26 protein-coding genes are annotated in these 26,233 nt (G+C 49.9%); 9 read left to right on the forward strand and 17 right to left on the reverse strand.

Annotation, left to right across the window (positions count from 1 at the left end):
* Positions 1-16 precede the first annotated feature (16 nt).
* On the reverse strand, positions 17-766 hold the full coding sequence (locus I8U17_RS07585) for a class I SAM-dependent methyltransferase (protein WP_198059224.1): 750 nt from the start codon (positions 764-766) through the stop codon (positions 17-19).
* Positions 767-875: 109 nt separating this feature from the next.
* Here I8U17_RS07585 and I8U17_RS07590 point away from each other — a divergent pair, with 109 nt between their 5' ends.
* Complete coding sequence (locus I8U17_RS07590) at positions 876-1,757, forward strand: DMT family transporter (RefSeq protein WP_033099914.1); 882 nt, start codon at positions 876-878, stop codon at positions 1,755-1,757.
* A gap of 55 nt (positions 1,758-1,812) precedes the next feature.
* Here I8U17_RS07590 and I8U17_RS07595 read toward each other — a convergent pair whose 3' ends face one another.
* Positions 1,813-2,748, reverse strand: coding sequence for a 1-phosphofructokinase family hexose kinase (locus I8U17_RS07595; protein WP_198059225.1), 936 nt, complete (start codon positions 2,746-2,748; stop codon positions 1,813-1,815).
* Positions 2,749-2,874: 126 nt separating this feature from the next.
* Between I8U17_RS07595 and I8U17_RS07600 the strand changes: the two genes are divergently transcribed.
* Both I8U17_RS07600 and I8U17_RS18765 read left to right on the forward strand, forming a co-directional pair.
* Positions 2,875-3,903 carry a tagatose 1,6-diphosphate aldolase gene (locus I8U17_RS07600; protein ID WP_198059226.1) on the forward strand — a complete coding sequence of 343 codons (1,029 nt, stop codon included), beginning with the start codon at positions 2,875-2,877 and terminating at the stop codon, positions 3,901-3,903.
* A 173-nt stretch (positions 3,904-4,076) separates the two neighbouring features.
* Positions 4,077-5,330, forward strand: a complete 1,254-nt coding sequence (locus I8U17_RS18765) for an LOG family protein (protein ID WP_198059227.1) — start codon at positions 4,077-4,079, stop codon at positions 5,328-5,330.
* A gap of 58 nt (positions 5,331-5,388) precedes the next feature.
* On the opposite strand, the gene lgt is transcribed toward I8U17_RS18765, so the two are convergent.
* Both lgt and I8U17_RS07615 read right to left on the reverse strand, forming a co-directional pair.
* Entirely contained in the window at positions 5,389-6,177 is a 789-nt protein-coding gene (lgt, locus tag I8U17_RS07610) for a prolipoprotein diacylglyceryl transferase (protein WP_033099910.1), read from the reverse strand.
* Between the two features lie 153 nt (positions 6,178-6,330).
* The gene (locus tag I8U17_RS07615) at positions 6,331-7,362 is read right to left on the reverse strand and encodes a CgeB family protein (RefSeq protein WP_198059228.1); all 1,032 of its coding nucleotides are present in this window, start codon (positions 7,360-7,362) and stop codon (positions 6,331-6,333) included.
* A gap of 262 nt (positions 7,363-7,624) precedes the next feature.
* Between I8U17_RS07615 and I8U17_RS07620 the strand changes: the two genes are divergently transcribed.
* The gene (locus I8U17_RS07620; RefSeq protein ID WP_033099936.1) at positions 7,625-8,455 is read left to right on the forward strand and encodes a 5'-nucleotidase, lipoprotein e(P4) family; all 831 of its coding nucleotides are present in this window, start codon (positions 7,625-7,627) and stop codon (positions 8,453-8,455) included.
* A gap of 304 nt (positions 8,456-8,759) precedes the next feature.
* Complete coding sequence (locus tag I8U17_RS07625; protein WP_198059229.1) at positions 8,760-10,295, forward strand: protein kinase domain-containing protein; 1,536 nt, start codon at positions 8,760-8,762, stop codon at positions 10,293-10,295.
* Between the two features lie 84 nt (positions 10,296-10,379).
* Here the strand turns inward: I8U17_RS07625 and I8U17_RS07630 are convergent, their stop codons facing one another.
* The 13 genes from I8U17_RS07630 to fni all read right to left on the reverse strand — a co-directional run bounded on the left by I8U17_RS07630 (position 10,380) and on the right by fni (position 22,669).
* Positions 10,380-11,738, reverse strand: a complete 1,359-nt coding sequence (locus I8U17_RS07630; RefSeq protein ID WP_198059230.1) for a sulfatase family protein — start codon at positions 11,736-11,738, stop codon at positions 10,380-10,382.
* A 105-nt stretch (positions 11,739-11,843) separates the two neighbouring features.
* Positions 11,844-13,235, reverse strand: coding sequence for an alkaline phosphatase family protein (locus tag I8U17_RS07635; RefSeq protein ID WP_033099908.1), 1,392 nt, complete (start codon positions 13,233-13,235; stop codon positions 11,844-11,846).
* Positions 13,232-13,786, reverse strand: coding sequence for an adenylyl-sulfate kinase (gene cysC / locus I8U17_RS07640; RefSeq protein ID WP_033099907.1), 555 nt, complete (start codon positions 13,784-13,786; stop codon positions 13,232-13,234). The genes I8U17_RS07635 and cysC overlap by 4 nt, the downstream gene beginning before the upstream one ends.
* 115 nt (positions 13,787-13,901) lie before the next feature.
* A complete protein-coding gene (locus I8U17_RS07645; RefSeq protein WP_198059231.1) occupies positions 13,902-14,858 on the reverse strand; it encodes a CgeB family protein in 957 nt (318 codons plus the stop codon).
* Between the two features lie 4 nt (positions 14,859-14,862).
* Positions 14,863-15,612, reverse strand: coding sequence for a glycosyltransferase family 2 protein (locus tag I8U17_RS07650; RefSeq protein ID WP_033099905.1), 750 nt, complete (start codon positions 15,610-15,612; stop codon positions 14,863-14,865).
* Entirely contained in the window at positions 15,563-16,513 is a 951-nt protein-coding gene (locus tag I8U17_RS07655) for a glycosyltransferase (RefSeq protein ID WP_198059232.1), read from the reverse strand. Before I8U17_RS07655 ends, I8U17_RS07650 begins: the two co-directional genes overlap by 50 nt.
* Before the next feature lie 11 nt (positions 16,514-16,524).
* The gene (locus I8U17_RS07660) at positions 16,525-16,998 is read right to left on the reverse strand and encodes a dTDP-4-dehydrorhamnose 3,5-epimerase family protein (protein WP_033099903.1); all 474 of its coding nucleotides are present in this window, start codon (positions 16,996-16,998) and stop codon (positions 16,525-16,527) included.
* Entirely contained in the window at positions 16,977-17,834 is an 858-nt protein-coding gene (gene rfbD, locus I8U17_RS07665; RefSeq protein ID WP_198055790.1) for a dTDP-4-dehydrorhamnose reductase, read from the reverse strand. Before rfbD ends, I8U17_RS07660 begins: the two co-directional genes overlap by 22 nt.
* Positions 17,835-17,836: 2 nt before the next feature.
* Entirely contained in the window at positions 17,837-18,826 is a 990-nt protein-coding gene (rfbB, locus tag I8U17_RS07670) for a dTDP-glucose 4,6-dehydratase (protein WP_198055789.1), read from the reverse strand.
* A gap of 30 nt (positions 18,827-18,856) precedes the next feature.
* A complete protein-coding gene (locus tag I8U17_RS07675; protein WP_033099900.1) occupies positions 18,857-19,579 on the reverse strand; it encodes a sugar phosphate nucleotidyltransferase in 723 nt (240 codons plus the stop codon).
* A 153-nt stretch (positions 19,580-19,732) separates the two neighbouring features.
* Entirely contained in the window at positions 19,733-20,593 is an 861-nt protein-coding gene (locus I8U17_RS07680) for a cytochrome c oxidase assembly protein (RefSeq protein ID WP_052153991.1), read from the reverse strand.
* Between the two features lie 70 nt (positions 20,594-20,663).
* Positions 20,664-21,416 (reverse strand): hypothetical protein, encoded by a 753-nt coding sequence (locus I8U17_RS07685; protein ID WP_033099899.1) that lies wholly within the window; start codon positions 21,414-21,416, stop codon positions 20,664-20,666.
* Positions 21,417-21,625: 209 nt separating this feature from the next.
* Positions 21,626-22,669, reverse strand: a complete 1,044-nt coding sequence (gene fni, locus I8U17_RS07690) for a type 2 isopentenyl-diphosphate Delta-isomerase (RefSeq protein WP_198055788.1) — start codon at positions 22,667-22,669, stop codon at positions 21,626-21,628.
* Positions 22,670-22,796: 127 nt separating this feature from the next.
* Between fni and I8U17_RS07695 the strand changes: the two genes are divergently transcribed.
* The 4 genes from I8U17_RS07695 to I8U17_RS07710 all read left to right on the forward strand — a co-directional run bounded on the left by I8U17_RS07695 (position 22,797) and on the right by I8U17_RS07710 (position 26,020).
* Positions 22,797-23,222 (forward strand): SRPBCC family protein, encoded by a 426-nt coding sequence (locus I8U17_RS07695; RefSeq protein ID WP_198059233.1) that lies wholly within the window; start codon positions 22,797-22,799, stop codon positions 23,220-23,222.
* Between the two features lie 238 nt (positions 23,223-23,460).
* Positions 23,461-23,667, forward strand: coding sequence for a helix-turn-helix transcriptional regulator (locus tag I8U17_RS07700; RefSeq protein ID WP_033099897.1), 207 nt, complete (start codon positions 23,461-23,463; stop codon positions 23,665-23,667).
* Positions 23,660-24,022: a hypothetical protein gene (locus I8U17_RS07705; protein ID WP_198059234.1), complete on the forward strand. Its 363-nt coding sequence runs from the start codon at positions 23,660-23,662 to the stop codon at positions 24,020-24,022. The genes I8U17_RS07700 and I8U17_RS07705 overlap by 8 nt, the downstream gene beginning before the upstream one ends.
* A 615-nt stretch (positions 24,023-24,637) precedes the next feature.
* A complete protein-coding gene (locus I8U17_RS07710; protein ID WP_033099895.1) occupies positions 24,638-26,020 on the forward strand; it encodes a UDP-N-acetylmuramoyl-tripeptide--D-alanyl-D-alanine ligase in 1,383 nt (460 codons plus the stop codon).
* Positions 26,021-26,233 lie beyond the last annotated feature (213 nt).

Below are 26,233 nucleotides of genomic sequence, written 5' to 3' on the forward strand. Positions count from 1 at the left end.
ATCGACAAGCGCTGTATTATTTTTCTCCCCTTTTATACCCTCCGAACAAAGCATGTCCGGCTTTCACCCAAAAAGCATCGACTCCCGTAAAACCGGCCTCTTGCAGCCAACCGAGCTGTTCCGGCAACGTGGATGGTTTATCCACCGCCGGATCCGGATAATGAAATAAATTCCACTTCTCTTTCTGAAACTGGTTAAATGCCTGCAAATTCCCCTCAAAATCCAGGGAGCGGCGGGCGGTCTCCTCATCCCAAGCCCGTCCCATATGAATCCGCGCATATTCACTTGTTTCTTTCATGATGTCGGCTATGAGCAAAGCGCCGCCCGGATCCAAAACCGAATATAACCCTTTAAATAACGCTCGCTTTTGCTCTCCGTCCAGATGATGGATCACCAAGCTGCTGACAAAACAATGGATCTTTTCATCAAACATCCGGTACCACTCGTAATCAAAGAGATTAAAGAGCCGGAATTCAACGCGATCCCCGAAAGATTGCAAACGCCGGCGGGCATGCCGGATCATCTGCTGAGAACCGTCGAGGGCTATCACTTTGCTGTTCGGGTACTGAGTCAGAATGGTTTCACTTAACCATCCGCCTCCGGCCCCGATCTCCACCGCGACGAAAGATTCATCTCTTTCGAAGGGAATCAGGTCCGTGAAAGTACGGCCCCATTCTTCACGCTCGGGAACAAAAATATGCCCGTATCGCAGAAATAACGCTGTATCACGATCTTGCCATTCTCCCCGCTGCTTTTCCTGTTTCATGCTCCCAGCTCCTTTGCATATGAAAAACTTTTATTTTATATCCATCATATTTTCTATTAAACTATTTTTATAAGAAATTCCATTTGGAAACAGAAAGGTTCGAGCGACTATGAATTGGCGAAATCTGTCCCTTTTATTCTCTCTGGCCGCTTTGTGGGGGGCTTCCTTTTTATTCATGCGGATTGCTGCACCGGTGATCGGCCCGATATTCCTTGTTGCCCTCCGCCTTGGATTCGCTTTTCTGGCCCTGTTCCTCTACGGTCTGGTCATTAAAAAAGGGCTTGGATTTATCGGCAGCTGGAAAAAATATATTGCTCTGGGAGCGGTAAATGCGGCGATTCCGTTTGTGCTGATTTCGTTTTCTGAAGTATACCTGCCCGCTTCGTTCGCGGCCATTCTCAATGCAACCACCCCGTTGTTTTCTGCGGTGATCGCCCGCATCTGGATTAAAGAACCGTTAAACGCAAGAAAAATCCTCGGCCTTATTACCGGTTTTATCGGCGTCATCGTTTTGGTGGGCTGGACAACGATCCAGCTTCACTGGCAAACCGTTGTCGCGATCGTCAGTTCCTTGATGGCCGCTTGTTTTTACGGGATCGGTTCCATTTATGCCAAGAAAAATTTCAACGCCACCCCTCTGGAACTCTCCATCGGCCAGATGTTCGGTTCTGCCGTGGCCATCTTGCCTTTTGCCTGTTTTACCATACCCGGGCAGATTCCATCGATGGCCGTCATCTGGTCCGTCCTGGGATTGGCCCTCCTTTCCACCGCCTTTGCGTACTTGCTCTATTTCCGGCTGTTAAAAGAGGTTGGTCCGACCCAGACCTTGTATGTTACCTTTCTCGTTCCGATCTTCGGCTGCATCTGGGGAGCGATCTTCCTCCGGGAACGAATCGGACTGGCCACCTGCTTCGGACTTTGTTTGATTATTTTCAGCATTCTTCTCTTGACGAACCTGCCGCTTGGAAGAAAGAAAAAAGTGCAGGCCTGACTTCTGGCAAACCTCCGTCCTTTCGGGGAGACGGGGGTTTTTGTTTTTATGCCAATCAATCCATCTCCTCCGCTTCGACAAGTCCGGTGAGAGCATTCAGATCCGCATCGTCCGGAATCCCCGGGTACGGATTCATGGCGTTGGCCGCGGCACAAGCAACCCCCAGTTGCAAAGAAGGCCTGATTCTCTTTGTTTGCACATACCGCGAAACAAATCCGCCCAACAACGTATCGCCGCAGGCAATGGGGTTAACGGCCGCAACCCGCGGGGATTTCAGGAAAAAGCACTCCGTTTGACCGGCGTAGAGCAGACCTTCTTTTCCCAATGTCACTACCATGTGTTTCACGCCTTGATTTATCCAGTTTTTCATTTCCTGCAATATCGTCCGGAGATCCGCATTTTCAGCCACTCCCGTCAGTTCTTGAAACTCTTCCAAATTGGGCTTGACGAACCACGGATTTACCCGCATCGCCTCTTGAAGCGCCTTTCCGCTCGTATCCACAATAATTTTTACGGATTTTTCCGTCAATTGTCTGGCCAGTTCGGCATAAAAGGAACTGGAAACACCGCCGGGAAGGCTTCCGGAAAAGATCACGATGTCACCTTCGCGGATGTCGGAATAAAGCTTCTGTTTCAAGTCGCTTTGTTCCTCCCCGCTCACTTCCGGCCCGGGTTCATTGACGACGGTAACCCGGCCGTTTTTCTTTTCTACGAAGATGCTGCAAATTCTCGTTTCCCCTTTGATTTTGGTCAAACGGTTGAAAATTCCCGGGATCCAGCAACCTTCCTGCACCAGCTCTCCCGCCATTCCCCCAACAAATCCGTAGATCGCCACAGCCATCTGAAAATGGCGGCAGGCACGAGCCACATTTAATCCTTTTCCTCCGGGAACAACACGGAAATCGGTGGCCCGGTTTACCTCATCATAGCACAATTCCGGCAACAGAATCGTCCGATCGAGAGCGGGATTTGGACAGAAGATGCGAATCAATGCATTCACCTCGCAAGGATGGATATCTTTGCAAAATTTTCCTCTGTATATTACATTAATAATATATTGATAATTAACGATCAATTCTTAATTTATTGAATGATAGCCCGATCGGGAGGGAACGCGATGGGTCGCCTGATGACCGAAGAAAAGTTTTCCTTGCTCTGCTCACTGGCCAATGAACGGGGAATTATTACGGCTACGGCGATGGATCAACGCGGATCACTGAAAAAGGCACTGGCTCAGTACAGTCAAAACGAGGTAATGGAAAAACAGCTCATTGCCTTTAAAACCTTGGTCTCGGAAATCCTTTCTCCCCATGCGAGCAGCATCCTGCTCGATCCCGAATACGGATGGCCGGCCGCGAAACAGCGCGCTGACAATGCAGGACTGATCATGGCTTACGAGCAAACCGGGTACAGCGCAGAAGACGAAAACCGCATGCCCGATCTGCTCCCCGAGTGGTCGGTTCTGCGCTTAAAACAGAGAGGAGCACAGGCGGTAAAACTGCTCGTTTACTATGATCCCGATGACCGGGAAGAAATCAACACCGTCAAGCAGGCGCTGATTGAACGGGTGGGCCTGGAGTGCAAAGCGTTAAATCTTCCGTTCTTTTTGGAACCGTTATGTTACTCCCGGCACATTCCCGACAGCAAGGGCATCGAATTTGCCAAAGTCCGCCCGCACAATGTAAGGAAAATGATGAAGGAATTTTCACGGCCGGCATACCATATCGATGTCTTGAAAGTGGAAGTGCCCGTAAATGTCCACTATGTGAAAGGACTGAAAGCGAACGAAGGCCATCCCGTCGCATACACTCTGGAAGAAGCGAAAACACTGATGCAGGAAGCCGCCGCAGCCGCCGAAGTGCCTTTTATCTTTTTAAGCGGCGGGGTGACGGATGAAGTTTTTATCGAAACCCTTGAGTTCGCCGGTGAAGCACAGATTCCCTTCTCCGGTGTTCTCTGCGGCCGCGCCTCCTGGCAAGACGGCATTCCCGTCTACGCCCGCCATGGGGAGGCAGCCCTGCGGGAATGGCTGTTAAACGTGGGAGTAAAAAGAGTGCAGAAGCTGAATGACGTGTTGCAAAAAAATGCCGTCGCCTGGTGGAATGTTTACGGAGGAAAAGAACGGTTAAACATTGTTGCCGGTTAATCCGTTGAAGAAGAGATGACCTGTGAGCGGCTTCCGTCAAAGATGCACCGGTGCCGGTATATTTTTTCTCACTTCGGCCATCATAGTACAACGGAAAACTTAAGGTTCAGCTGTCACGTAATTTCTCACCCCTTGAAAAAATCAAAATCGGCTAAAGTGAGGGTGTTTTTCCTGTGAAAAATGAGATCGAACTTCACGGCACCGTCTTTTTTGAACCGGCCACAGGAACATGGACCAGCTCCGGAACGGGATGGTGGATCGAAAAAACTTCGGGGCCTCACGCCAAAATCAGATTTGAAGAACGAATCAAATTTGCAAAAAATTTGGCCGACCCGCTGAAAACAAACAGCTACAGCCTATCTCTCAGCAACATCAGCCAAAACGGTCAGGTTGATGCTTACAATATCGATGAAGACGGATTTATTCTCAGATGGAAAGATTATTCCGCGGCCCCGTGCATCGCTTCTTTCTCTGTCGCCGGCAGCAAAGTCTCCTATGTGCCCAATGACCGTGCCCTGAGCAATGAAGACAGCGTGGCGGATATCTATGCCGCCGGGCTGTTGTTTGATTACGAGGCCAAGTACGGGGTTGTGACTGTCATGGGATCGGCCAGCATTTCATCTCACGAAAAAATCGACACCAGTCTGGAGATCCTGGGCCAGCACGGGAACAACTGGAAATCGGCGCTGGAAAATGAGCAGGACGAATTCAGCCGGCAACTTCTGCAAGACAAACTGGACCGGCTGCAAGTCAGAATGGACCGGCATCGGAAGATCAAGGAAAAAAGCGCCTCCTATTGGTATTCGGCCAAAAAGTTCGGCGAATTGTGGGGCAGGTATGCGGCGACGGAACAAGAGAAAGCGTTAGGTGGTTGCTATGTGCCTGTCTGTACGGGAGGAGGCCCCGGCATCATGCAGGCTGTCGCAGAGGGAGCGAGAAGCCAGAACGCGCATGTCATCGGGATTGACTGTCAGTTTGGCTATGACAATTTTTTCAACCTGCGCGACAGTTATTCCATTTACTCCAATCAACGGCTCAGAATGAACAATTTCTCCATCCGCGAAGGGGTCCTGATCAATTACTCCCACGTGATCCTGTTCTGGCCAGGCGGCTACGGCACTGCTTGGGAAGTGTTTGAAACCTTGTCCAAAATCTCCACCAAACATCTGAGAAGACACCGGACAAAAGTGATTTTTGTCCACCGGGAATATTGGGAACCGCTCTTCCGTTTAGTCGACCACATGCGGGAGTTCGGCACAATAAACAGCTATGGTGACCGAATCAAAATCCCCGGTGTGGATGACCGGTTGCCGGATGAAGCTTATATCGCCGAAGTCGTCGATACGCCCGAAGAAGCCTTTGCCAAAACGCGGGCATTTGTCGAAGAGCTTTACCGGCGGAATCAGCTGACCTTGCGCAGTTATTAGGATAAAAAACAAAAAGCGAAACACAGGGGTGCACCTGCGTTTCGCCTTTTTATCGCGATTAATTGTTTTCCGCTTTCCTGCGGCTGGCCAAAGCGAGGTAAATTCCCGCCAGAATGGAAATGAGAATGACGATGGCCGCCGTCCATTGCGCCGCTGTCCAGTGAAAAAGATAGCGCGGCGAATCCCCCCGCAGCATTTCCAGACAAAAACGGCCGGCATTGTACAAGATGCTGTATAGGAGGAAAAGATAACCTTTGGGCATCTTCTTCTGCATGAGGATGAGAAGCAGGGCGAAGATGATCACATCCATCTGCCCTTCCCACACTTCGGCCGGCCATAGCGGCTGATCCCCGTAAGTAGCCCGGGCCACGGTCCCCTCGGGATAAACCAGCCCGAAGTCTCCCCCGGTCGGGTCGCCAAAGGCATCTCCATTCATCAGGTTGGCGTCCCGGCCGATGCTCTGGCCCAGAATGAGCCCCGGAGCGCACAAATCAGCCAATTCCCAGAAAGAAAGCTGATGCTTGCGCACATACCAGAGGCCGACCAGAAGCGCCCCGACAACACCGCCCTGAATCGACAAGCCTCCATGCCAGATGGCCGGAATCTCCCATAAATTATTTTTATAATAGCCCCAGTCAAACAGGAAAACATGCCAAAATCGCGACCCGATGATCGCGCCGAACAGAACCGGAACAATCATATCAAGCAATGGCTCGATTAGATGATCCTTTTTTTGCAGTTTGGCCAGGGTCACCGTCACGCCGAGGCCGAGCAAAATCGCCAGCAAAAACAGGATGCTGTAGGAACGGATCGGAAAGGAACCGATGTGCCCCAAATATTGGTGCAATGTTTTCTCCTCCTTCTTTTACCTGGATCAAGGTGCCACGATTGCCTCGTTTCCCATATTAACACAGTGCCGGTCCCATTCTCATCCTTATTATTTGATCTGCCCGCCACAAACGGCTTCCGGCTGCAATCACAACTTATGTTCAAGCCGATTTCACAGACGCGCCGGCTTCGAACGGATCCCTTTTAATTGCGGATGGTTTCGCAACAGATGGAGCAGGAATTTCAACCGCATCACATAGGTGTGATCCTTCAGTGTACGGCGGTATGCGTTGGCCGCCATCTCCTCTCTCTCTTCATCATGGTGCAGGTAATAGCGGATTTTTTTCCGTAAATCATTTAATCCGCGGAATGTAGCCATTTCCGTTTGGGGATCGTATAACCTCTGCATGTCCTCGCGCCATGTGGCCAGTTGGAAGGCCCGGCAGGCCGCGATTTCAAACGTGCGGTTGTTGGGAGTGTGCGCCGGGATGTTTAACGGATTATCCTGACGGTCATTGGATGTGCGATGTATATTAAGTACAATTTTTGCACCATTGTAATATTTGACGACTTCCGAAGGGGGAATCGGCCGGTTATGGATACAGGCTTTCAGTTTGTCGTAGTTTTTTAATTTCTCCCACCACTGTCCGATGATCACCGTTTTGTGCCGCAGCAACAGCGGTGTCAATGTATCGAAAAAGTGGATGCGGACAGGGAAAGCGCTGCCGACAAAACAGATGTCGGACCGATATTTTTCCGGGACTTCCTGCGGGCAATATTTGTCCGGATTTACGGCCAGCGGGAGGTGAACTGCCGGTTTCCCCCTGTTTCGATAAAACCGGACGCTGTTGCTGTCCTGAGTCACCACAAAATGATAAGGCTTTACCAACTGTTCATGTGTCTTTAACCGGTAGGGATCATCCACCACCCAGACTCCGATCGGAATGCGGTATGAGCGCAACCGGGTGACTACTGACGCAGGCAGATTCGCTCCCCGGAAGGATAAAATCACATCAGGCCGGAAATTGCGAATCCGTGAAAAAAGCAATGAAGGATGCTCACGACGCAGCAAAAAGGAAGAGAAACGGAAATTGGGGAGGCTTTTTTCCATCTGGCGAAAAGCTTGAATGATGTTTTGATCCTCATCGGACAAATGATTCTGGAATGAAAACCCACATCCCGAAGAAATATAGAAAAGGCGCATTCATCTTCGTCCCTTTCCTTTCTATCTCATAAGCTAACATCATTTTATTTTCCCGCCACTCAAAAAGTGCGCTCCATCCTTGAAAATCCTCTTTTGTCCAGGGGTTCCCCTTCTTGCTTGTAATTCGCGGCCGGGGCAGAGATCCAGAAATCTCTCTTGGTGTCTCCTATCATCTTATGCTAATATTCACAAGTATCCTATAATAAAGAGAAGAAATTCAATATATAAAAAAGACGCCCAACTTGTGAAGGAGGTCAACATGATCAGCATGAAACAGCTCATTACCGCGATGGCCGCCTTTCTGGCACTTGGTCTGACCGCCTGCAACTCTTCCCTTCCTGCACAATCCGCAACTCCCCCCAAGGCTAAACCGGCGGCGACAATCAGCAGCCAACAGTTGTTATCCGACCTGTGGTTTCAGACTTCCGGGGAAGCAAAAGCGCTGTATTACCAGGGTTACAATATCGGAACGATGAGATTGGATCAGGCTCTGGACAAAGGGACAGAGAAAAAGCCGGCTGTCGTCCTGGATTTGGACGAGACGGTATTCGACAACAGCCCCTACCAGGCGTATACGGCAAAAGAGAATAAAGAATATCCCGACCAATGGGACAAATGGGTTGCCAGTGCCAAAGCAAAAGCACTGCCGGGTGCAATTGATTTTCTCAACCATGCCGACAAAAAAGGCGTTGATATTTACTATATTTCCAACCGGAAAGAATCGCAGAAAGAGGCGACGATCAAAAATCTTCAACTCATCGGCGCCCCGCAAGCGACGCCTGATCACGTTCTGTTGCAACAGCCGGAAGAGAAAGGGAAAGAAAACAGACGGCAGCAAGTTGCCAAAAATCATCAGATCCTGTTGTTCTTTGGCGACAACCTGAGCGATTTCAGCGGTTTTGAAGGAAAGGAGCTGACCGAAAGAAACGCGATGGTGGAGCAAATGAAAAGCCAGTTTGGCGACAAGTTGATCATCTTCCCCAATCCGATGTATGGCGATTGGGAAGGCGCCATCTATCATTTTGACTATAGTAAATCGGACGAAGAAAAAGATCAGCTCCGACGCAATCATTTAAGCGAGTTCCAACCTTAACTTTCCTCGTCCGGCCCGCAATGCATTTCCACAGAAAACCAGCCGATTTCCTTCGGGACTGTCCGGCTGGTTTTCGTTTTTAAAACACGCTGCCACCCGGATGCCTGATACGATCCCACCTGAATCCAAGGATTACCTGTATCGCGAATTGTCGCATTCTTAATCTATATAATTTTATTAACAAAATGAATTTCGCTGACAAATTTTTTACTATTTAGAAAATCGAGTCGCAAAATTATATATTTTTCAAACAGTTTATGTATAATGTAGAGGTGTAAGCTATTTAAGAAAAAGGTGATGCCATTTGGAAGGAAAGCAGTTGGGTGGAAGGTATGAAATCCTTCAACACCTGGGCGACGGTGGCATGGCAAGTGTTTACAAAGCTAAGGACGTGCTTTTGAACCGGCACGTGGCCGTTAAAGTATTAAATGACCAATTAAGCAAAGATGAAGGATTTGTGAACCGTTTTTTACGCGAGGCGCAAATGGCCGGAAAAATGTCCCATCCCAATATTGTCAATGTCTACGACGTGGGACAGGAGGCACAAACTTATTACATCGTCATGGAATTTGTCGAAGGGCTTACCTTGGACGAGCTCCTGCGGATGCGCGGCCCTCTTCCCTCTGCCGAAGCGATGAAAATCGCCATGCAGATCTGTGACGGATTATCTCATGCGCACAAACACGGGATCATCCATCGTGACATAAAACCTCACAATATCATGAGCACACCGGACGGCCGCTATAAGATCATGGATTTTGGCATCTCCCGCCTGCTCGGTGCAACGACGCACTATACAAAAACGGGAACGGTTCTCGGCTCCGTCCATTATCTTTCTCCGGAACAGGCATCCGGTCATAAGGTAAGTTATATGTCCGACTTGTATTCGCTGGGCGTGGTTTTGTATGAACTGGTGACCGGACAAGTTCCGTTTGATGCCGATGAAATTGTGGCCATTGCATTGAAGCATATACAGCAGCCTGTTCCTGATCCAAAATCAACCAATCCACAGTTGCCCGACCCATTGTGCCACATCATACATAAAGCGCTGTCCAAAAAACCGCAGCACCGTTTTCAATCAGCCGACCAAATGAAAAACGCCCTCCGGGAAGCTTTGCATGGCACATACCAGCCGGAAATTCCTTCGACAGACCGTGCAGGGGTGCAACGGCCGGCCAAAGCGAAGAATAAGAGAAAAGTGTTGCTGAGCGGTTCTCTCCTGTTTGTCATCATCCTGCTGTTCTGTTTGGGGTTCAACTTTGTAAACACCGATAACAACCCCCGTAAGCTCGGGGTAATCGCCGCTCCGTTTATCAATAATGAGGACACACAAAAAGTGGCAGAAGCCGCTCATAAAAAAATAAAATTTTCCGAAGAAAAGCCAAAGCACAAAACAATTGATGATCCAAACGAGACCAAACCGCAGCCGAAACAAGACGATGTGGATCCCCCTTTTTCGGACAAAGAGCCGCAAGCCCCCAAACCGCCTGAGGCCTCGCCACCCAAAAATCCGGACAACGACCAGGAACAAGATCCGCCACCTGCCCCGCCGCCGGAGGAACAAATTCCTGCGGTCAAGTATGTCGTGATCGCCGGCAAATTTGATAAACAGGAAGATGCGCAAAACCGGGTTAATCAGTTGAAGGAAAAAGGAATCGACTCCCGACTCTATCAGAAGAAGGAAAATGGACAAATCGTTTATTATGTAAACGCCGGCATATATGACAAACGGCCCGATGCGGATGCAAAAGCAGAACAAATCCATCAAGCCGGCTTCAGCGATGCCTACGTGAAAGAGATACGGACGCGTTCGGGTCATCCCCCGGCAAACAGATCTTGACACACGGATCAACACCTTGCGAAAGGAAACTTTCCTCACCATGTACAAGGAACCCACCTGATCTTGCAGATGGGTTCCTTCCCTTTAATACCCGAGTTCGCTTAAACGCTGTTTCACTTTCTCTTCATCCGCCACTGTCGCGCGGTGCAGTTTGACCTTTACCCCTTGTGCCAACGGATCTTTGCGCCTGTATTTTTGCAGCATTTGCTTCACCCATCGCTCCATCTGTCCCCTCAATTGTTTCGCCACCTGGGGATGTTGTGCGATCACATTTTTTGTTTCACCCCGGTCTTTTTTCAAATCATACAATTCCCATTTCGGATTTCCGTAAACATCCTTCTCATAGGAGCGGATCAGTTTCCAGCGCAAGGTTCGGATCGAGCGCTTCAGCTGCCAGTTGGCCTCACAGGAAACGACAAAGGGGCGAATCTGCTTCACTTTTCCCTGAATCAACGGCAACAGTGAACGCCCGTCAATCCTGCCGATCCCTTTCGGCTTCCTGATCCCGGCCAGATGCAAAACAGTGGGGAATATATCCGCATGCTGACAAAGAGGAGTAATGCGTTTATTCTTGGGCAGCCGTTTCGGGTAAGAAATGATGCAGGGAACATGAATTGTCGGTTCGTACAATCCGTGATGATCAAAGTAGATCCGGTGTTCCCCCAAACTTTCCCCATGGTCAGCGACTGCGATCAGCAACGTCTCTTCCAGCGTCCCCGTCTCTGACAACACCTTGATAATATCTCCGATCGAGTCATCCACCTGCTTCACGCTGCCATCATAGCGCTGGCGAATGCTGCTGGCCGGGAGACCGCTTTTATTGTATTTGTTTATAAAACTCCACAGTGGTTCCCGCATCACGGCTTTCAGGGAAGGTTCCTTCCGCACTTCCGAGACCGTGGCAGCATGCTTTTCAGCCCATTTGGCATAAGGCGGTTCCGGCATATAGGGGTAGTGCGGGTCCCAATAATGTAAAAACAGGAAAAAATCCGGTTCATGTGCGTGTTTTTTCAACCATGCGACCGCTTTTTGGCTGACCTCCCGCGCAGGCAAAGTCAAATGCGTTTCCTTATCCCCCGCCGGATCGATGTACGTTTGGTATCCTTTTTTAAACCAGGCGCTGTTTTTGCCGGTGATGCGGTGATTGCAATCAACTGCGGCGGTCGTATAACCGTGTTTTTGCAAGATTTGCGCCAACGGAACCAACCGCGCGGGAATCGGAACGTGCTTCATATTGACAATCCCGTGCTGATGCGGATTTTTTCCCGTCATAATCGTGACGAACGAACTGCGGGTTACATTGTTTTCCGCAATCATGTTCTCAAACAAAACTCCCTGTTTCGCCAGGGAATCCAGATGAGGAGTGAGAGACGGTTTCCGGTTGTTGTAGCATCCCAAACGATCAGCTCTAAGCGTATCGATGGCAATCAAGACGATTTTCATCATCTCACCTGCCTTTAAGGTCGTTTCCCTTTTCTTAGCATATGAGTAACTGTCCAATTCGGTGTCGTTCCACGGGAATAGGCATTGGTTAGTTTTGCAGGCCGGCTAAACCGTCACGGCTTTTCCGCGCATTCCCGGCAGCGGCTTCAGACCGAATTGGGCGAGCAGGGTAGGCGCCACATCGGTAATGCGGATCGTTTCCAATCTGCCAGCCGAACCCGTTCCATTCCCTTTTTGTGTCATGATAAAAATGCCTTCATAATCATGGTTGGCTCCATCCGGTCCCGTATCATTTTCATAGATATAAACCTTGCCCAATCCAATTTTGCCGACGGAACGCCAGTAAAGGTCACCAAAATAGATGAGCAGATCGGGAGGAATATTTTTGGTGGCAACATAGCGTTTTTCCGGCCGGATCACTTTGGTGTGAAGCGGATTTCCTTCTTCATCAGTCAATTTTTTCAACTTTTGCACGATTTCTTTTCGCAGGGAGGGCAATTTTCCCGGAGGAATGATGCCTTGCGGCTCCCGGCCTTTGACGTTGAAACACAACCGGCCGTAATAGCCGCCGTAACCCCAGGCAACCGTCCTGCTCCAGTCGACGAGATCCGCAGAAAGCTCAGCCGGTCTGTGCACGGGTTTCCTTAATGTCAAATAGCCTTCCCGGATCAGCCATTCATTGATGCAAAAGCCGCCGTCCATCCGTTTCGCCCCATGGTCAGAGACGACAAAAATCCGCGTCCCTTCCGGAACCTGGTCAAGAAGTTCCCCGATCTTTTGATCGACAAAACGATAGTAATCCAATATCGCATTTTGATAAGGGGACTCTTGATAAAGCACATGGCGATCGTCCATGTATTGCCAAAAAGCGTGATGGATACGGTCGACCCCCATTTCGACCATCATCATAAAATCCCAGGGTTTATTGTTGATAAGCCAGCGGGCAGTATTGAAACGGGTGTCCGTCATCTGGTAGATCTGTTCAAGCAAGTCATCTCGCGGGCTGGTGCGAAAATTTTTCACATCGAAGCGATATTCTCCCACTTGTTCCTCGATCTCCCGTGCCAGTGAGGCCGGATAAGTGTAGGTTTCTGCATTTTCCGGTGTTAAAAAACAACTGATCAAATGACCGTGGATCGGTTTTGGCGGATACGACGGCGGAACTCCGATGACAATCGATTGATACCCGTTCTTCCCCAATATATCCCAGACACACGGCTCCTTTAACGAACTGCTGTCCACAATATGGATATCGTCATAGTCATGGCTGTTGCGGTTGCGAAAACCGTAAAACCCCAATTGCCCCGGATCTTTTCCCGTCATCATCACCGCCCACGCCGGCACGGTGATCGGCGGGTCGCTGCTTCTCATGCGTGCGAAAACGCCGGTATTGATCAATCGTTTCAAATGAGGAAGCACATTGAAATACCGGTCAAATACCAACGACGGCTCAGCGCAATCAAGTCCGATGACGAGAACTTTGGGCCGGGCCGTCATCCTCTCTCACCCGCCATCCGCGCCAGCAATCCTTTCTGCTCCAAAAAAGCAAGGACGCGATGCTTGCTTTCTTCCGGCGATTCCCGATCTGTTTCCAAAACCAGATCCGGATTGTCCGGTTCCTCAAAGGGATCATCCACTCCGGTGAAATGCTTGATTTCCCCGGCCAGCGCCCGTTTGTACAATCCTTTGACATCCCGGCTGATACAACGGGAAAGGGGGCACTTCACATAAACCTCCAGATATTCGGCAATGTTTTGGCGGCAATAATCCCGCATTTCCTGATATGGCGTGATAAAGGATGCCAGTACGATCACGCCATGTGTATTTAACAGATGGGCGATAAAAGCAGCCCGCTCGACATTGCGGAAACGGTCCTCCCGTGAAAAGCCCAAATCTTTGTTGATCACTTCTCTGAGCAAATCCCCGTCCAACAGTTGCACTTTCATCTGTTCCATTTGTTGCAAATGATTGGCAACCAGTCGGGCAACAGTCGTTTTTCCTGCCCCGGAGAGGCCCGTCAGCCACAAGGTAAAGCCTGTCTGTCTCATCCCTTCACCTCCGTTTCGGACTAATATATGAAAAAAACCTCCCTTCTGAAACGCCCTTCGCCCAGAATGGAGGAAGTTTAAGGAATGAAAACGGCCAGCCGATTCAAAGCAAATTTCACCTCACCAGTTTCAGTATTTGTCGCAGGCGGTTTTCATACTGATGCTCTTTTCGCGTTCGTTCAAAAGCACGGTGGGCAATCTTTTGACACAAGTGCGGCCGAGGGAGGTAAAAAGCGATTTTTTCCTTCAGCTCTTCCAGCGTCCGGTACGTAATGATTTCCTTTCCGGGCTGAAATAGCCGGCCCAGATCTTTTCTTTCATCCACCAATTGAAACGCCCGGCATGCCGCAATCTCAAACACCCGGTTATTCGGCGTGTCTGCCTTCACCTGATGCGTATTTTTTTGCAAATACGGATCATCATACGAGCGATGAATATTGAGAACGATCTTCGCGCCGTTGTAATATCTTCGTACTTCGTCCGCTTCCACCCATCCCCGGCGGACGGAAATGTTGGGCAGGTGCTGAAGGCGATACCATCCAGGACCGACCAGTCTGGTTTTGTAACGGAAAAGAAACGGAGACAGCTTGCGCACACCCTGCAATCGATTTTGAAATGCAGAGCCCACCAGCGCCAGATCACTGCGATAGCCTGAGGGAACCGTCTTTTCGGGATAATAGAGTTGGAGCGGTGCGGCCAGCGGCAAGTGAAATACCTGTGCCCTGGTTTTCTGTTTATACAGGGGGACAGCCTGGCTCTCATTGGTAAAAATCAGGTCAAATGCACCGGCTGTTTGCAAAGAGGAATCAATCGCATAAGGATCGTCTGTATACCAGATCGCCTTGGGAACGGGCAGATCCTGAATCCAGGCGGTTTCTTCCGGGCCCAGCCTTTCACCGAGCATGGCCAGTACCAGCCGGGGATCAAAGGGGCGCCGCTTCCAATCTTTTGTCAAACTTCCCGGCTTCAGCCAAAACAGCTGGTGTTCCATTTTTTTTAAAGCAGAGACAATGGCTTGATCAATCACGGAAAAAGGCTTTTTGACCGCGGACGGAATATAAGCGATCTTCACCCCGTCATCCCTCCCCCTCGGGAATCCGCTGCCACTTATCAATATAATAGCGCCGGTTTTGCGCCAGAATTTTGCGAAACTCATCATAGCCGTTTTTTCTGAAACTGGTGCTTCCGAAATGGTGAACATACGTATCCCCTGCCACCACCAGCCGGTAACCTGCCTGGCGCACGCGGTAACAATAATCATCATCCTCATAGGTTCCCAGACCAAAGCGCTCATCGAGCAAACCCACTTTTTGCAGGACTTCCCGCGGATAAACCAGGCAGAAACCAGATAAGCGAAGCGTGTCCCGCCAGCGATCAGGGTCAGTCCGATTAAACTGCCGGGAAAAGCGGAGAATTTTATCCACCGATCGCAGCGAAACGGCAATTTTTTGTTCAGGGATCACGCGGTTGGACACCGGGCCCACCAAACCGATCGATGAATCGCTCCGCAAAACATGGAGCAATTGAGTCAGCCAGCGGTACGACGGAAGCGTATCGTTATTGAGCCAAACCAAATACTCCCCCTTCGCCCTTTCCAGCCCCTGATTGATGGCGGCTGCAAAACCACGATTCCAATTATTTCGGATCAGGCGCAGAAACGGATACTGCCGGATCACCTCAGGGACTTTGGATGAACCGTTATCCACCAGAATCACTTCGCAGCTCTCCCTGGTAAACTTGCGGATCGCCTCAAGACAGCGGCAAGTCATTTTCCATTCATCTTTGTTCGGAATAATGATACTCGCGGTCGGTTTTTGTGCTTGCATCCCACTTCGCTCCAATTGTTTTTTGCACCAAATCATGCCCGTTTTGCCGAAATTGCTCCAGCAGCCCCGGATTGCGTGCCAGTTGGCAAAAGTAGTGGCGCAATTCCCTGAAAATGTTTTTTTTATCAAGCAATATTCCTGAATGAAGATGTTTCACCCATTCGCCGTGATCCCCGGTGTCATCCGTCATGACGGGAATCCGTTGGTACAAGGATTGAATATGGAGCGGTGCCAGGGACTGGCCAAATCCGCCAACCGTCAGCAACAGATCGGCAGCCAGCCATAATGCTTTCTCCTTCACCCGGCCGGAATGGACGGAAACAATCCGGTTCTTGGCAAATGAAGTGCGATCAGTGACCCATATCGCCTTAAACCGGCCATTCTCCTTTAATGCTGCCTGCAGTGCCTGAAATAACGACAAGCGGAAAGAAGCGGGAACCAGATTTTCGTCCACCCAGACGCAAAGACGTTCACCGGTGCGGAGCAGTTTGCGCGCCGCCTTTCTGCCGGTCTTTCCCCTTTGCATCGCACGAGGCAGCGGATGAACCACCTTCGCTTGAACCCCGTTCCGGCGAAATATCGTGCCAAACGAAAGCGACGGGACTTGAACTTCATAAAGTTTAAGCAGGGGGAAAACCTTGCGTGCGGGCAGGCGATCAAAGGAAATCGTTACAGGAGATGATTGTTCCCGGCAGAGCTGCAAAACAGATTCGGGCGGGTTGTGCAAATGGAAACAGCCCGCTTCGGATTCCCTGAAGCGTATCGCCATCTCTTCGGCGGTATGCACGGAGAAGTGAACGGTTTTATCTCCCGACGGCGGGATAACTGGAAAACGGGCGGGCTGAAACGAGGGCGCAATGGATGATAAAAGGATCAAAACCGTTTGTTTAGCCTCCTCCATCTTCCCCACCCTCAGCGAAACTTGGTTTTCCAATCAAAGCCGATCGCAGGATCATCATACGGCAAGCGATATTCATCGGGATGATCGGGACAATATGCTTTGGTCGTAAAGTAAACGATAATGGCCGGTTTCGTTCCCAGCACGCGATAACCGTGAGCAACGCCGGATGGAATCAACAAAATCGACGGATTTTCCTCTCCCATGTAGAAAACGGCCGTCTCCCTGTAGGTCGGGGAATCCTCCCGCAAATCGTGCAAAACCACTTGTGCGTTTCCACTGGGAAAGAACCAAAGATCATCCTGCTCTTTATGATAATGAAACGCTTTCACCACTCCGGGATAGGTCATGGACATCGATGCTTGACCAAACCTCCGCAGCAGGCCCTCATCCTCGCGCACGATTTCCATAAATGTTCCCCTGTCGTCGCAATATTTATTTAACTTTTTCGACACAACCCCTTCAATCACGGCTTTAATTCCCTCCATTCCTCGAAGAATTGTGCCAGCCCTTCTTTCCAGTGAGGCATCGGGAGCATCCCCCATTTTTCCATTTTCTCTGACCGAAGTACCGAACAGGCAGGGCGAATCGCCTTGCGCGCTAACTGTTCGGAGGATATCGGTTCGATTTTGACATCGTATCCGCCCAACCGGCAGATCTCCACGGCAAAGTCAAACCAGGAGCATTGGCCGCGATTGGCCACATGAAAAATCCCCCGGGCTGAAGAAAACAGAAACTGTTTGATCCTCTCCGCCAGATGACCTGCATAGGTGGGACTACCCACCTGGTCGCAAACCACGGCCAACGGCTGTTTTGCTTCCGCTTTTTGGATGATTGCAAGAGGAAAGTTGGCCCCGCCGATGCCGTAGAGCCAGGATGTGCGCAAAATAAGATGGTCAGGGCAATACTCCATCGTCCATTTTTCGCCCAACCGCTTGCTTTTTCCATAATGATTGAGCGGGTTGGGCAAATCGGATTCGGTATACCCCTCTTCTCGATTCCCGTCAAAAACGTAATCGGTGCTGATGTAAATGAGACGAATTCCTCTTCTGCCGCACTCCGCGGCGAGATTGCGCGTGGCTTCTCCATTGATTGCATAGGCCACATCCGGATGGATCTCACTCTCATCCACCCGGGTGTAAGCGGCACAATGGATGATGACATCCGGCTTCTCCCGATTTAACAGACGTTCGGTCTGATCCGGCTCGGTCACATCCCATTCCTGTCGGGTAAAGCCGGCAACGTGAATCCGGCTGTCATTTTCCAGGCACCGAATCACCTCCTGTCCCAGCTGCCCGCCGGCTCCGGTCACCACTGCTTTCACCCTTAATCCCCCCTTTCGCTTCTCCGCCGTTCAATCGACTCCCACCATTCGGGATGAGAAAGATACCAGTTGACGGTTTTTTCCAATCCTTCCCGAAACGGGACAGAGGGCTCCCAATTCAATTCACGCCTGATTTTATCGGTATCGAGCGAGTATCTGAAATCGTGGCCGGGACGATCTTCCACAAATTGAATCAATGAAGTGGATTTGCCCATCAGCTCGCATAAGCGCCGGGCCACCTCCAGATTGGCTACGGTATGTTCCGCGCCGATATGATAAATCTCCCCGCATTTTCCCGCTTTTCGCACCTTCTCAATCGCCCGGCAATGATCGCCGACATAAAGCCAGTCCCGTTCCTGCCTGCCGTCACCGTAGAGGAGGAGCGGTTCTGAGCGAAGCAAGCGCCGGATAAAACGGGGAATCAATTTTTCCGGATATTGATTCGGCCCGTAATTATTGGTGCATCGGGTGATGACCACCGGAAAATGGTAGGTATGAAAATAAGACAAGCAAAGCAGATCCGAGGAAGCCTTGGAGGCCGAATAGGGATTGGAAGGGGCCAGCGGGGCATCTTCACCCGCTTTTCCCGCAGGGATGCTGCCATACACTTCGTCCGTGGAAATGTGCACGAATTTTTGAACGCCGGCGCGCCTCGCTTCCTCCAATAAATTAAAAGTGCCCAGCACATTGGATCGGATAAAAGGTTCAGCACTTTTTATGCTTTGATCTACATGGGTTTCCGCCGCAAAATGCACAATAAAATCAATCTTGTATCCAAACAGCTCCCGCACTTGCCGGCGATCTGTCAAATCAGCTCGCACAAACCGGTAGCGGGGATCTTTTTCCACTTCTTTCAGATTCAACGGATTGCCCGAATATGTGAGTGCATCGGCATTGATCACCTCGATAGCCTCTTCCCGATGCAGTAGATGGCGAATATAATGACTTCCGATAAAACCGGCTCCTCCCGTCACCAAAACCGTTTGCTTCATGGTTCCCGATTCCTTTCACCAAAAGACGTTTTAAAGTTCATAGCGGACATTGGCCGCAAACTGATTTGCACGAAGCAATGATTCCTGTGTCCCTGCATCCGTCCACCATCCCTCCAGCACATCAAAGGTAAGCGCTCTTTGCCGGATATAAAGATTGTTCACATCCGTGATCTCATACTCCCCGCGGCCGGAAGGAGTCAAGGTGCGGATAAAGGAAAAGACTTGCGGATCATACATATAAATCCCGGTCACACACAGGGAACTTTTCGGCCTCTGCGGTTTTTCCTCGATGGAGACAATCTGATCCCCGCAAATTTCGGCCACGCCAAACCGCTCCGGGTTGTTCACTTTTTTCAGCAAAATCTTGGCTCCCGAACCCTGACTGGCATAAGCTTCAACATAAGGCTTTAAGGAATCTTCAAAGACATTATCCCCCAGCAAAACCACCATGCGGTCTTCCCCGGCAAAATCTTCGGCCAGCGACAGCGCTTGCGCAATCCCGCCGGGCTCATCCTGCACCTTATAGGTAAACCGGGTGGAAAATTGTTTTCCGCTGCCGAGCAATCTCACCACATCCCCCATATGTTCGACACCGGTCACGATGAGAATATCGCGGATGCCGCATTCGACGAGTTTATAAACAGGATGATAGATCATCGGATAACGCCCGACGGGCAATAAATGCTTATTGGTGATCTTTGTCAGCGGAAATAATCTTGAACCCGTTCCACCAGCTAAAATGATTCCTTTCATCCGTTCCACGTCCTCAACTTGTAATGTTCTCCCCTGTAAATTATTCGCCTGCCCGTCAAAACGTCACATAACAAAAAACACCGGGCCGCTTTTCGCCCGGTGTTCGGTTTCTTATTCAGATCAGGCATGAAGCTTTTCCTGCGCAACATCCCTTTACTCCTGCCTGGACAGAACATGCCCCTGTTTTTCCAATTCCAGCTGCTCCCGCTCATCCTTCTCGCGCTCCAATCGAATCCACTTGACAAATACGAGCCCGATGGCAAAGATATACACGATTTCCTGGACCACTTTCATGATCACGCCGCCAAGCTGCTGGTCATGGAGGGGGGACATGAGCGGCAACATGTGCGACATCTGGGAATACGTCGGGTACAGGATGCTGTCCGTAAAGGTGATCATGGCGCACGGAGGTGTCAACAAAACGCCGTTTCCAAAGATCAGCGCCAGCTTTAACAGCGGCTTGAGGCGATCCATCCCGGGCACCGGTCCGATGATCGGCCACCACATGCACAGGGAAGCAAACAGAATCAGCGCATGGGCAGCGTTATGTCCGGCGTGGGATGACATGATTGCTTCAAAGATGGGCGGCACATGATAAATCCACATCAGCCCATTAAAGAAAAACATCGAGATGACCGGTCGGGTAAAAAAGGCTATCAGCCCGTGAACCCCCGGAAGGCGGACGACCGGATCAAGCAAATACGCCGGAATTCCCAGGAGCAACAATGGCGGTGCGACAAAAAACATGAGCGACATCTGGAGCATGTGCATGCTGAAAAGCTCATGTGTCAACAGATCCAGCGGACTTCCCAGCGAAAAATAAGTAACGATCAGCCCCAGCAAAAAGCAGATCTTTTTCCAGACCGGAACCGCTTCTTCTCCTTTCAGCCTGTTCCGGAAAGGGCCTGTCAGCAATAAATAAGCCACGGCGATCAGCAAAAAGATGAGGTTTAATGTATAATCCCAGTTTTCGGGATAAAGAAATATTTGAAAAAAAGTCTCCTCAGCCGTCATCGCTCCCACTCCGTTTCAACGATGCTATAACCTATCTTACCACAAATTCTTTTTCTTCACCCCGCTTTCCTCATTCCTCTGCCAGCTTGCCGCTCAGCCAAAACTCCCCGCAGACGATGCCCTCCTCAACGGGCACACCCGCCATCAGTTCCGGATCTGCCACAACATCGATGGTTCCGCCCAACGTTTTGACGAGCAGATACCAAAACTCTGCTCCCGTCTCGGGATTTTGTTTTTTCTCAGCCTCAAGCACTTTTCCGCTGAAAAAGGCAATCGCTTCCGGGTCCTTGTCATTTTCGACAAACATCCCGATCGGAACGAATGATTCCGCTGCATACATCAGCCCACCGCTTTCCTGGGCAAGAAGATAATCTTCTTCATCGATAAAACATTGCAACCGATGGGCAAATGCAGCAATTTGTAGATTGACCGACCTCGGAAACGGTTTCAGAGCCAAAAACGAACCATATTCCGGCGGATCAAACACAAAGGGAAAATCGCCGGTCATCTCGCCGAAATGGCTGATTTCATGTTTCACCCAGGCGAGCAAAGTAATATCGAGCGGGTATTTCGACCCCGGATAAAAATGTTCCAGTGTCGCCTTCATGCGTCCTTTCCCCGCAAAATGCGGATGGCAGGCGAATACCTTTCCTTCCTCATCCAGGGGCAAAATCAGCTCAATCTCTTCCGACACCTTCCATAAAAGATAGCGGCTCTGTTCATTTTCCCTGCTTTCCGCCATTTCATTACAACGCTCCAAAAGCTGAACCCATTCTTCATCACTTTCCACACAAAAACCGATACTGCTGTAATGGCTGGCCATTCTTATTCTCCCTCTAGTAATGTAAAAATATAAAGTCCGATTCTATTTTAACATGGAAATGGCATAATAAGGTCATTATTTGCAAAATTTATCTTGAATTCTTTGCGACTTTAAGAGGATCCGGGTTAGCCGGAGAACCCCATTGACCAGAGAGCGGTTCTGACTCACTCGGAACCAGCCGGGCAATGGGATTCGAAACCTGTTTCACATCAATCCCGGGCAGCGGTAAGCCTATTTGTTTTTTTCAGCTCTGTCACATCGGCCACACCGATCCCAAACATGGCCAGTTTCAACTCCAATTCGATCTTTTCCAGACGGGCAACCATGGCATCAGCCGATTTCCGTGCTGCTGCCGGCAAAAGCGACCGGCCGAATCCGGCCAGATCTGCTCCCAGCGCGATCGCTTTGGCCGCATCCACCCCGGAAGAGAGTCCGCCGCTGGCAATGAGGAAACCTTGCGGGACTTTTTTTCTGATTCCGATCAGACAATCGGCTGTGGGAATGCCCCAATCAAGAAAGGATTCTGCCGCTTCTTTTAACAGCGGTTTTTTAGAGCGGTATTTCTCCACCTGGATCCATGAGGTTCCCCCCGCGCCTGCAACATCGATAAACGCCGCGCCCGCATTATAAAGCTTAACGGCCAGATCTCCATCAATGCCGCTCCCTACTTCTTTGATTCCCACCGGCACCTCAAGCGCCCGGCAAACCTTTTCGATTTTGGAGAGCAAGCCGCGAAAGCGGGTATTTCCCTCAGGCTGAAACACTTCCTGCATCGGGTTAAGGTGGAGAATCAGCGCGTCGGCTTCAACGATCTCCACCAACCGCCGGCAATCGTCAACACTGACGCCATAATTCAGCTGAACCGCACCCAAATTGGCCAGCAGCGGAATATCCGGCGCGACCGAACGCACCTGAAACGTCTCCGCCACCTCGGGATATTCAATGGCCGCCCGTCCGGAGCCGAGCCCCACCGCCCATCCCCTCTGCTGGGCGGCCACAGCCAATCTCTTGTTGATTTCGCCTGTCTCTTTGGTTCCTCCGGTCATGGAACTGATCAGCAGCGGCGCCTTCATCCGTTTGCCGAGGAAGCGGGTCGAGAGGGAGATTTCGGAAAAATCGATTTCCGGCAACGCCTGATGCAGAAAGCGGTACCTCTCAAATCCGGAAGTCACCTTTTTCCCGGTTACGTCCTTATTTAAAGCGATTTCGATATGTTCATTTTTGCGTTTTGGCGTTTGTTTCTGCTCCAACATGAGAATAATCCTTTCTAAACAACCTTGTATTTCTTTGCTATTGTACGTCAATTTTCGGGGCAAAACAAAATATGTACCCGCCTGGCCTCCCGCCTTTCTGCAAAATCTCATCCTTGGAGGAAGAAACATGGAAAAACAAGGACAACATACACTGCCGGATATTCAGCATACTTCCGTTTTCAATGCTCCGATCAATAAAGTATGGAATGCCATCGCTACATCGGAAGGCCTTGCCGCGTGGTTTATGCCAAATGACTTCCAGCCCGTGTCAGGCCATGAATTTCACCTGAATGCAGGGCATTTTGGCATGTCCCCTTGCCAAGTGACGGAAGTGGATCCTCCTCACCGCCTTTCTTTCAACTGGGGCAAAGACTGGAACATTACTTTTGAATTAAAAGATCTTGACGGTCAAACCGAAGTGACGTTGATCCATTCCGGCTGGGATGCCGATCAGGTGACCGAATTCGGGGAACCGCACACGATTGTGCGCAAACGTATGGATCAGGGGTGGGCCCGGCTGTGCCAAAAATTGGGTTCGTATGTTGAGGGGTGAAATCACGATTTCCCCCGTGTCTGCGCTGAGGGGCGCGCTTCATCTCCTCCACTTGAAGTGAAGCCCCGGAACAATGCGAAAAAGCCGGGGCAACCAAATCACATTGGAATATGACGAAAATTCAGGTCTTAATCTTGATTGATATTTAGGGAAATGCCCGGCAAATGTAAAGGTAACTTTACATAAAGGCTGCTTTGTAATATCATGTTTAATAACGGGAAAGCAGTTAGGTGATGTTATGAAAAACCGACTTAGGGAACTGAGGAAGAAGCATAATCTTTCGCAAGAAAAACTGGCACAGTTAGTCAATGTTTCAAGACAAACAATTATTTCGATTGAAAATGGAAAATATAATCCATCGCTGTCTTTAGCCTTTTCACTTTCTAAGGTGTTTGGTTGCTTGATTGAAGAAGTATTTATCATGGAGGAGGATAAATTTGGATAACAGAAAAACTTATCAGTTCCTCTTTGGTTTATTCGCAATTATCATTATCTTCGGGGGAATTTTAGAGGCCATAAACGAGATTCGGGCTTCTATTTTACCGCTTTCTTTGGGATTCTCTCTTTTGTTTTATACGTTTGCCAATGTTAATCTGGCTCATAACGATGAAAGAACTCAATTCATTAAGGTTAAAAGCGGACACCTGTCTTATATTATCGGGCTGATTTGTGTCGGACTGATCTACCTGATTTCTTTGAAACTGCATTTGATCAATCTCGATCTCAGTATCTTAATCGCTTTTTCGATCCTCATCATTTCTTACCCCTTGCTCCTTTTCGTGTACAGTCGCTTGTTTTAGACTCCGAATACTGAATTATATATGTTGAATAATCAGCACAGCATCTCACAAGATTTTGAAGGCTCAAATGACCGAACACTTGCTGCGGAGCCATACGAGCCTCAGAGCACCGCCAAGGCTACGGGAACAGCTCAACCAACCACCCAAGCAGGAACGATCACACTTCATGTGCCCCAGATCAGGAGCGGAAAGTTACGGATTGAGCTGTTTCCCTGCCGGAGTGTCTGAAAAAACCACAATTGCCCCCCCTTCCCCGGATCGAGTCCAACCGCTTCCACTTTAAATCCAAGTGTATCATTGGCAAATGTTTGGCTTTTTCAGCCATGAAGAACCCCTGCCGGTATGGACGCACTAGCCTGACCCTCCTCGCCTCAGCTTACCGAGATGGCCTGCCGTGAGAAAAGATACCGGCCGGATCCCGAACTGCCCGGAACTAAAGCGGCGGAAACTTGTTTTGAAATCGGGAAAACAAGCGATCTGCACTCTCTTCCATATTTCTCCTCTCTCCCGGGGTAGATACCCATTCCTCTTTTACCCATTTGGAATAAGATAAAGCAACACATGGCCTGGGTGGCTATTGATCAGTGATGAAACCAGCCTAGGGAGGAAACGGGAATGAAAACAATCTCGCTCGGCAAAATGGCACAAGTGATGGACGGAACACTCATCCAAGCCAATCCCGCCAAACTTGTTCAATCCGTTAATTTTGGCAATCCCAAATCATTAAAACCCCATCAAGTTTACTTTTTCAGCCGGAAGGTCAATTGGGAAAAAAAGCAGCTGCCCGCCATTCAAAGGATCAAACCGATAGCTGTCGTGCTTCCGCCATATGTTTCCAGCCATGCTTTGCCAAAGGAAGTCGGTCTGATCCGCACGCGTGATGCTTTCGCCGCCTTCTGGAAAATCGCAAAATGGAACTGGGAACAATGCAAACCGCTCCGCGTGATCGGCATTACCGGAAGCGCCGGCAAATCGACAACGACTGAGATGGTCGCTTCCATCCTGAAAAATCACGGTCCGATGGTAAAAACGAAGGACAACCTGAACACATTCGTGTTCCTGCCTTCATATTTGACTCGGCTGAACCCGAACACAAAACTCCTCTTATTGGAAATGGGCATGAAATCGCTGAACAACATCATTCGCCAGTGTAAGATAGTCAAACCCGAAATCGGTGTCATCACCAATGTAGGGGAGGCACACGCCGGCGCCTTGGGCGGGATCGACCTGGTTGTGAAAGCGAAACAGGAAATGGTAGACGGAGTGCGCCCGGGCGGAGTGTTGTTTTTAAATGCTGACAATGCCCGTTCCCGCAAACTGAATCTCAGCCGTTTCAAAGGAACCGTCTATACATTCGGTATTGAAAACCCCGCCGACATCAGAGGAAGCAACATCCACTACACCCGAACCGGCATGAACTTTGTGGCTTCGATCGGCAACGAGTCGTTTCCCGTTTGGATTCCCACCTTCGGAACCCACAATGTCTATAATGCCCTGGCCGCCATCGGAGTCGCATGGGCTTACGGCGCGAGCAAAAGCGAAATTCAAAAAGGACTTGCCACTTTCCAGGCTCCCAAGATGCGTTTGCAATTTATCCGCGGCCGGTATGGGCGCATCTTGATCAATGACGCTTGGAATGCAAATCCGACGGCGATGAAAGCAGGATTGGAAGTATTAAAAAATGTAGGGGGAACAAGGCCGAAGATCGCTGTCCTCGGCAATATGCTGGAGCTGGGGAAATATACCCGGGCGGCGCATGAACTGGTGGGCCGATATGCAGCCACCATGGAACTGGATCAATTGATCACGGTCGGCAAATACGGACGATTCATCGCAAAGGCCGCCGTGGAAAGCGGGATGAACAAAAACAAGGTATTTAACTTTACAAAGTCGAGTCAATTGCTCCGTCACTTGGCCCGTTCTCCCAAAAACGCAATCATCTATTTCAAAGCCTCGCGAAATCTGCATTTGGAAAAGATCGTGAAGAGATTGAAATAACTCCGCAGATGCAGGCCATTCTTAAGAATACAGGGGGATGAATTGAAGGATTGGTGGAACCGGCTGTTTATCCGCATGTTTCGGCCGGGACACTTGCCCGTTTCAGCCATCCGTGGCAAAAGTCGCTGCCGGTCTGAGGAATTTCCACTCCAATTCCTTCGTCGCGTTCAAGCGGTTGTGAGAAAATCCCCCTGTTGAGAGTGGTCCTTTTTG

The organism is Thermoactinomyces sp. CICC 10521 (assembly GCF_016055135.1).
In the GTDB taxonomy this organism is placed as follows: Bacteria; Bacillota; Bacilli; order Thermoactinomycetales; family Thermoactinomycetaceae; genus Thermoactinomyces_A; species Thermoactinomyces_A daqus.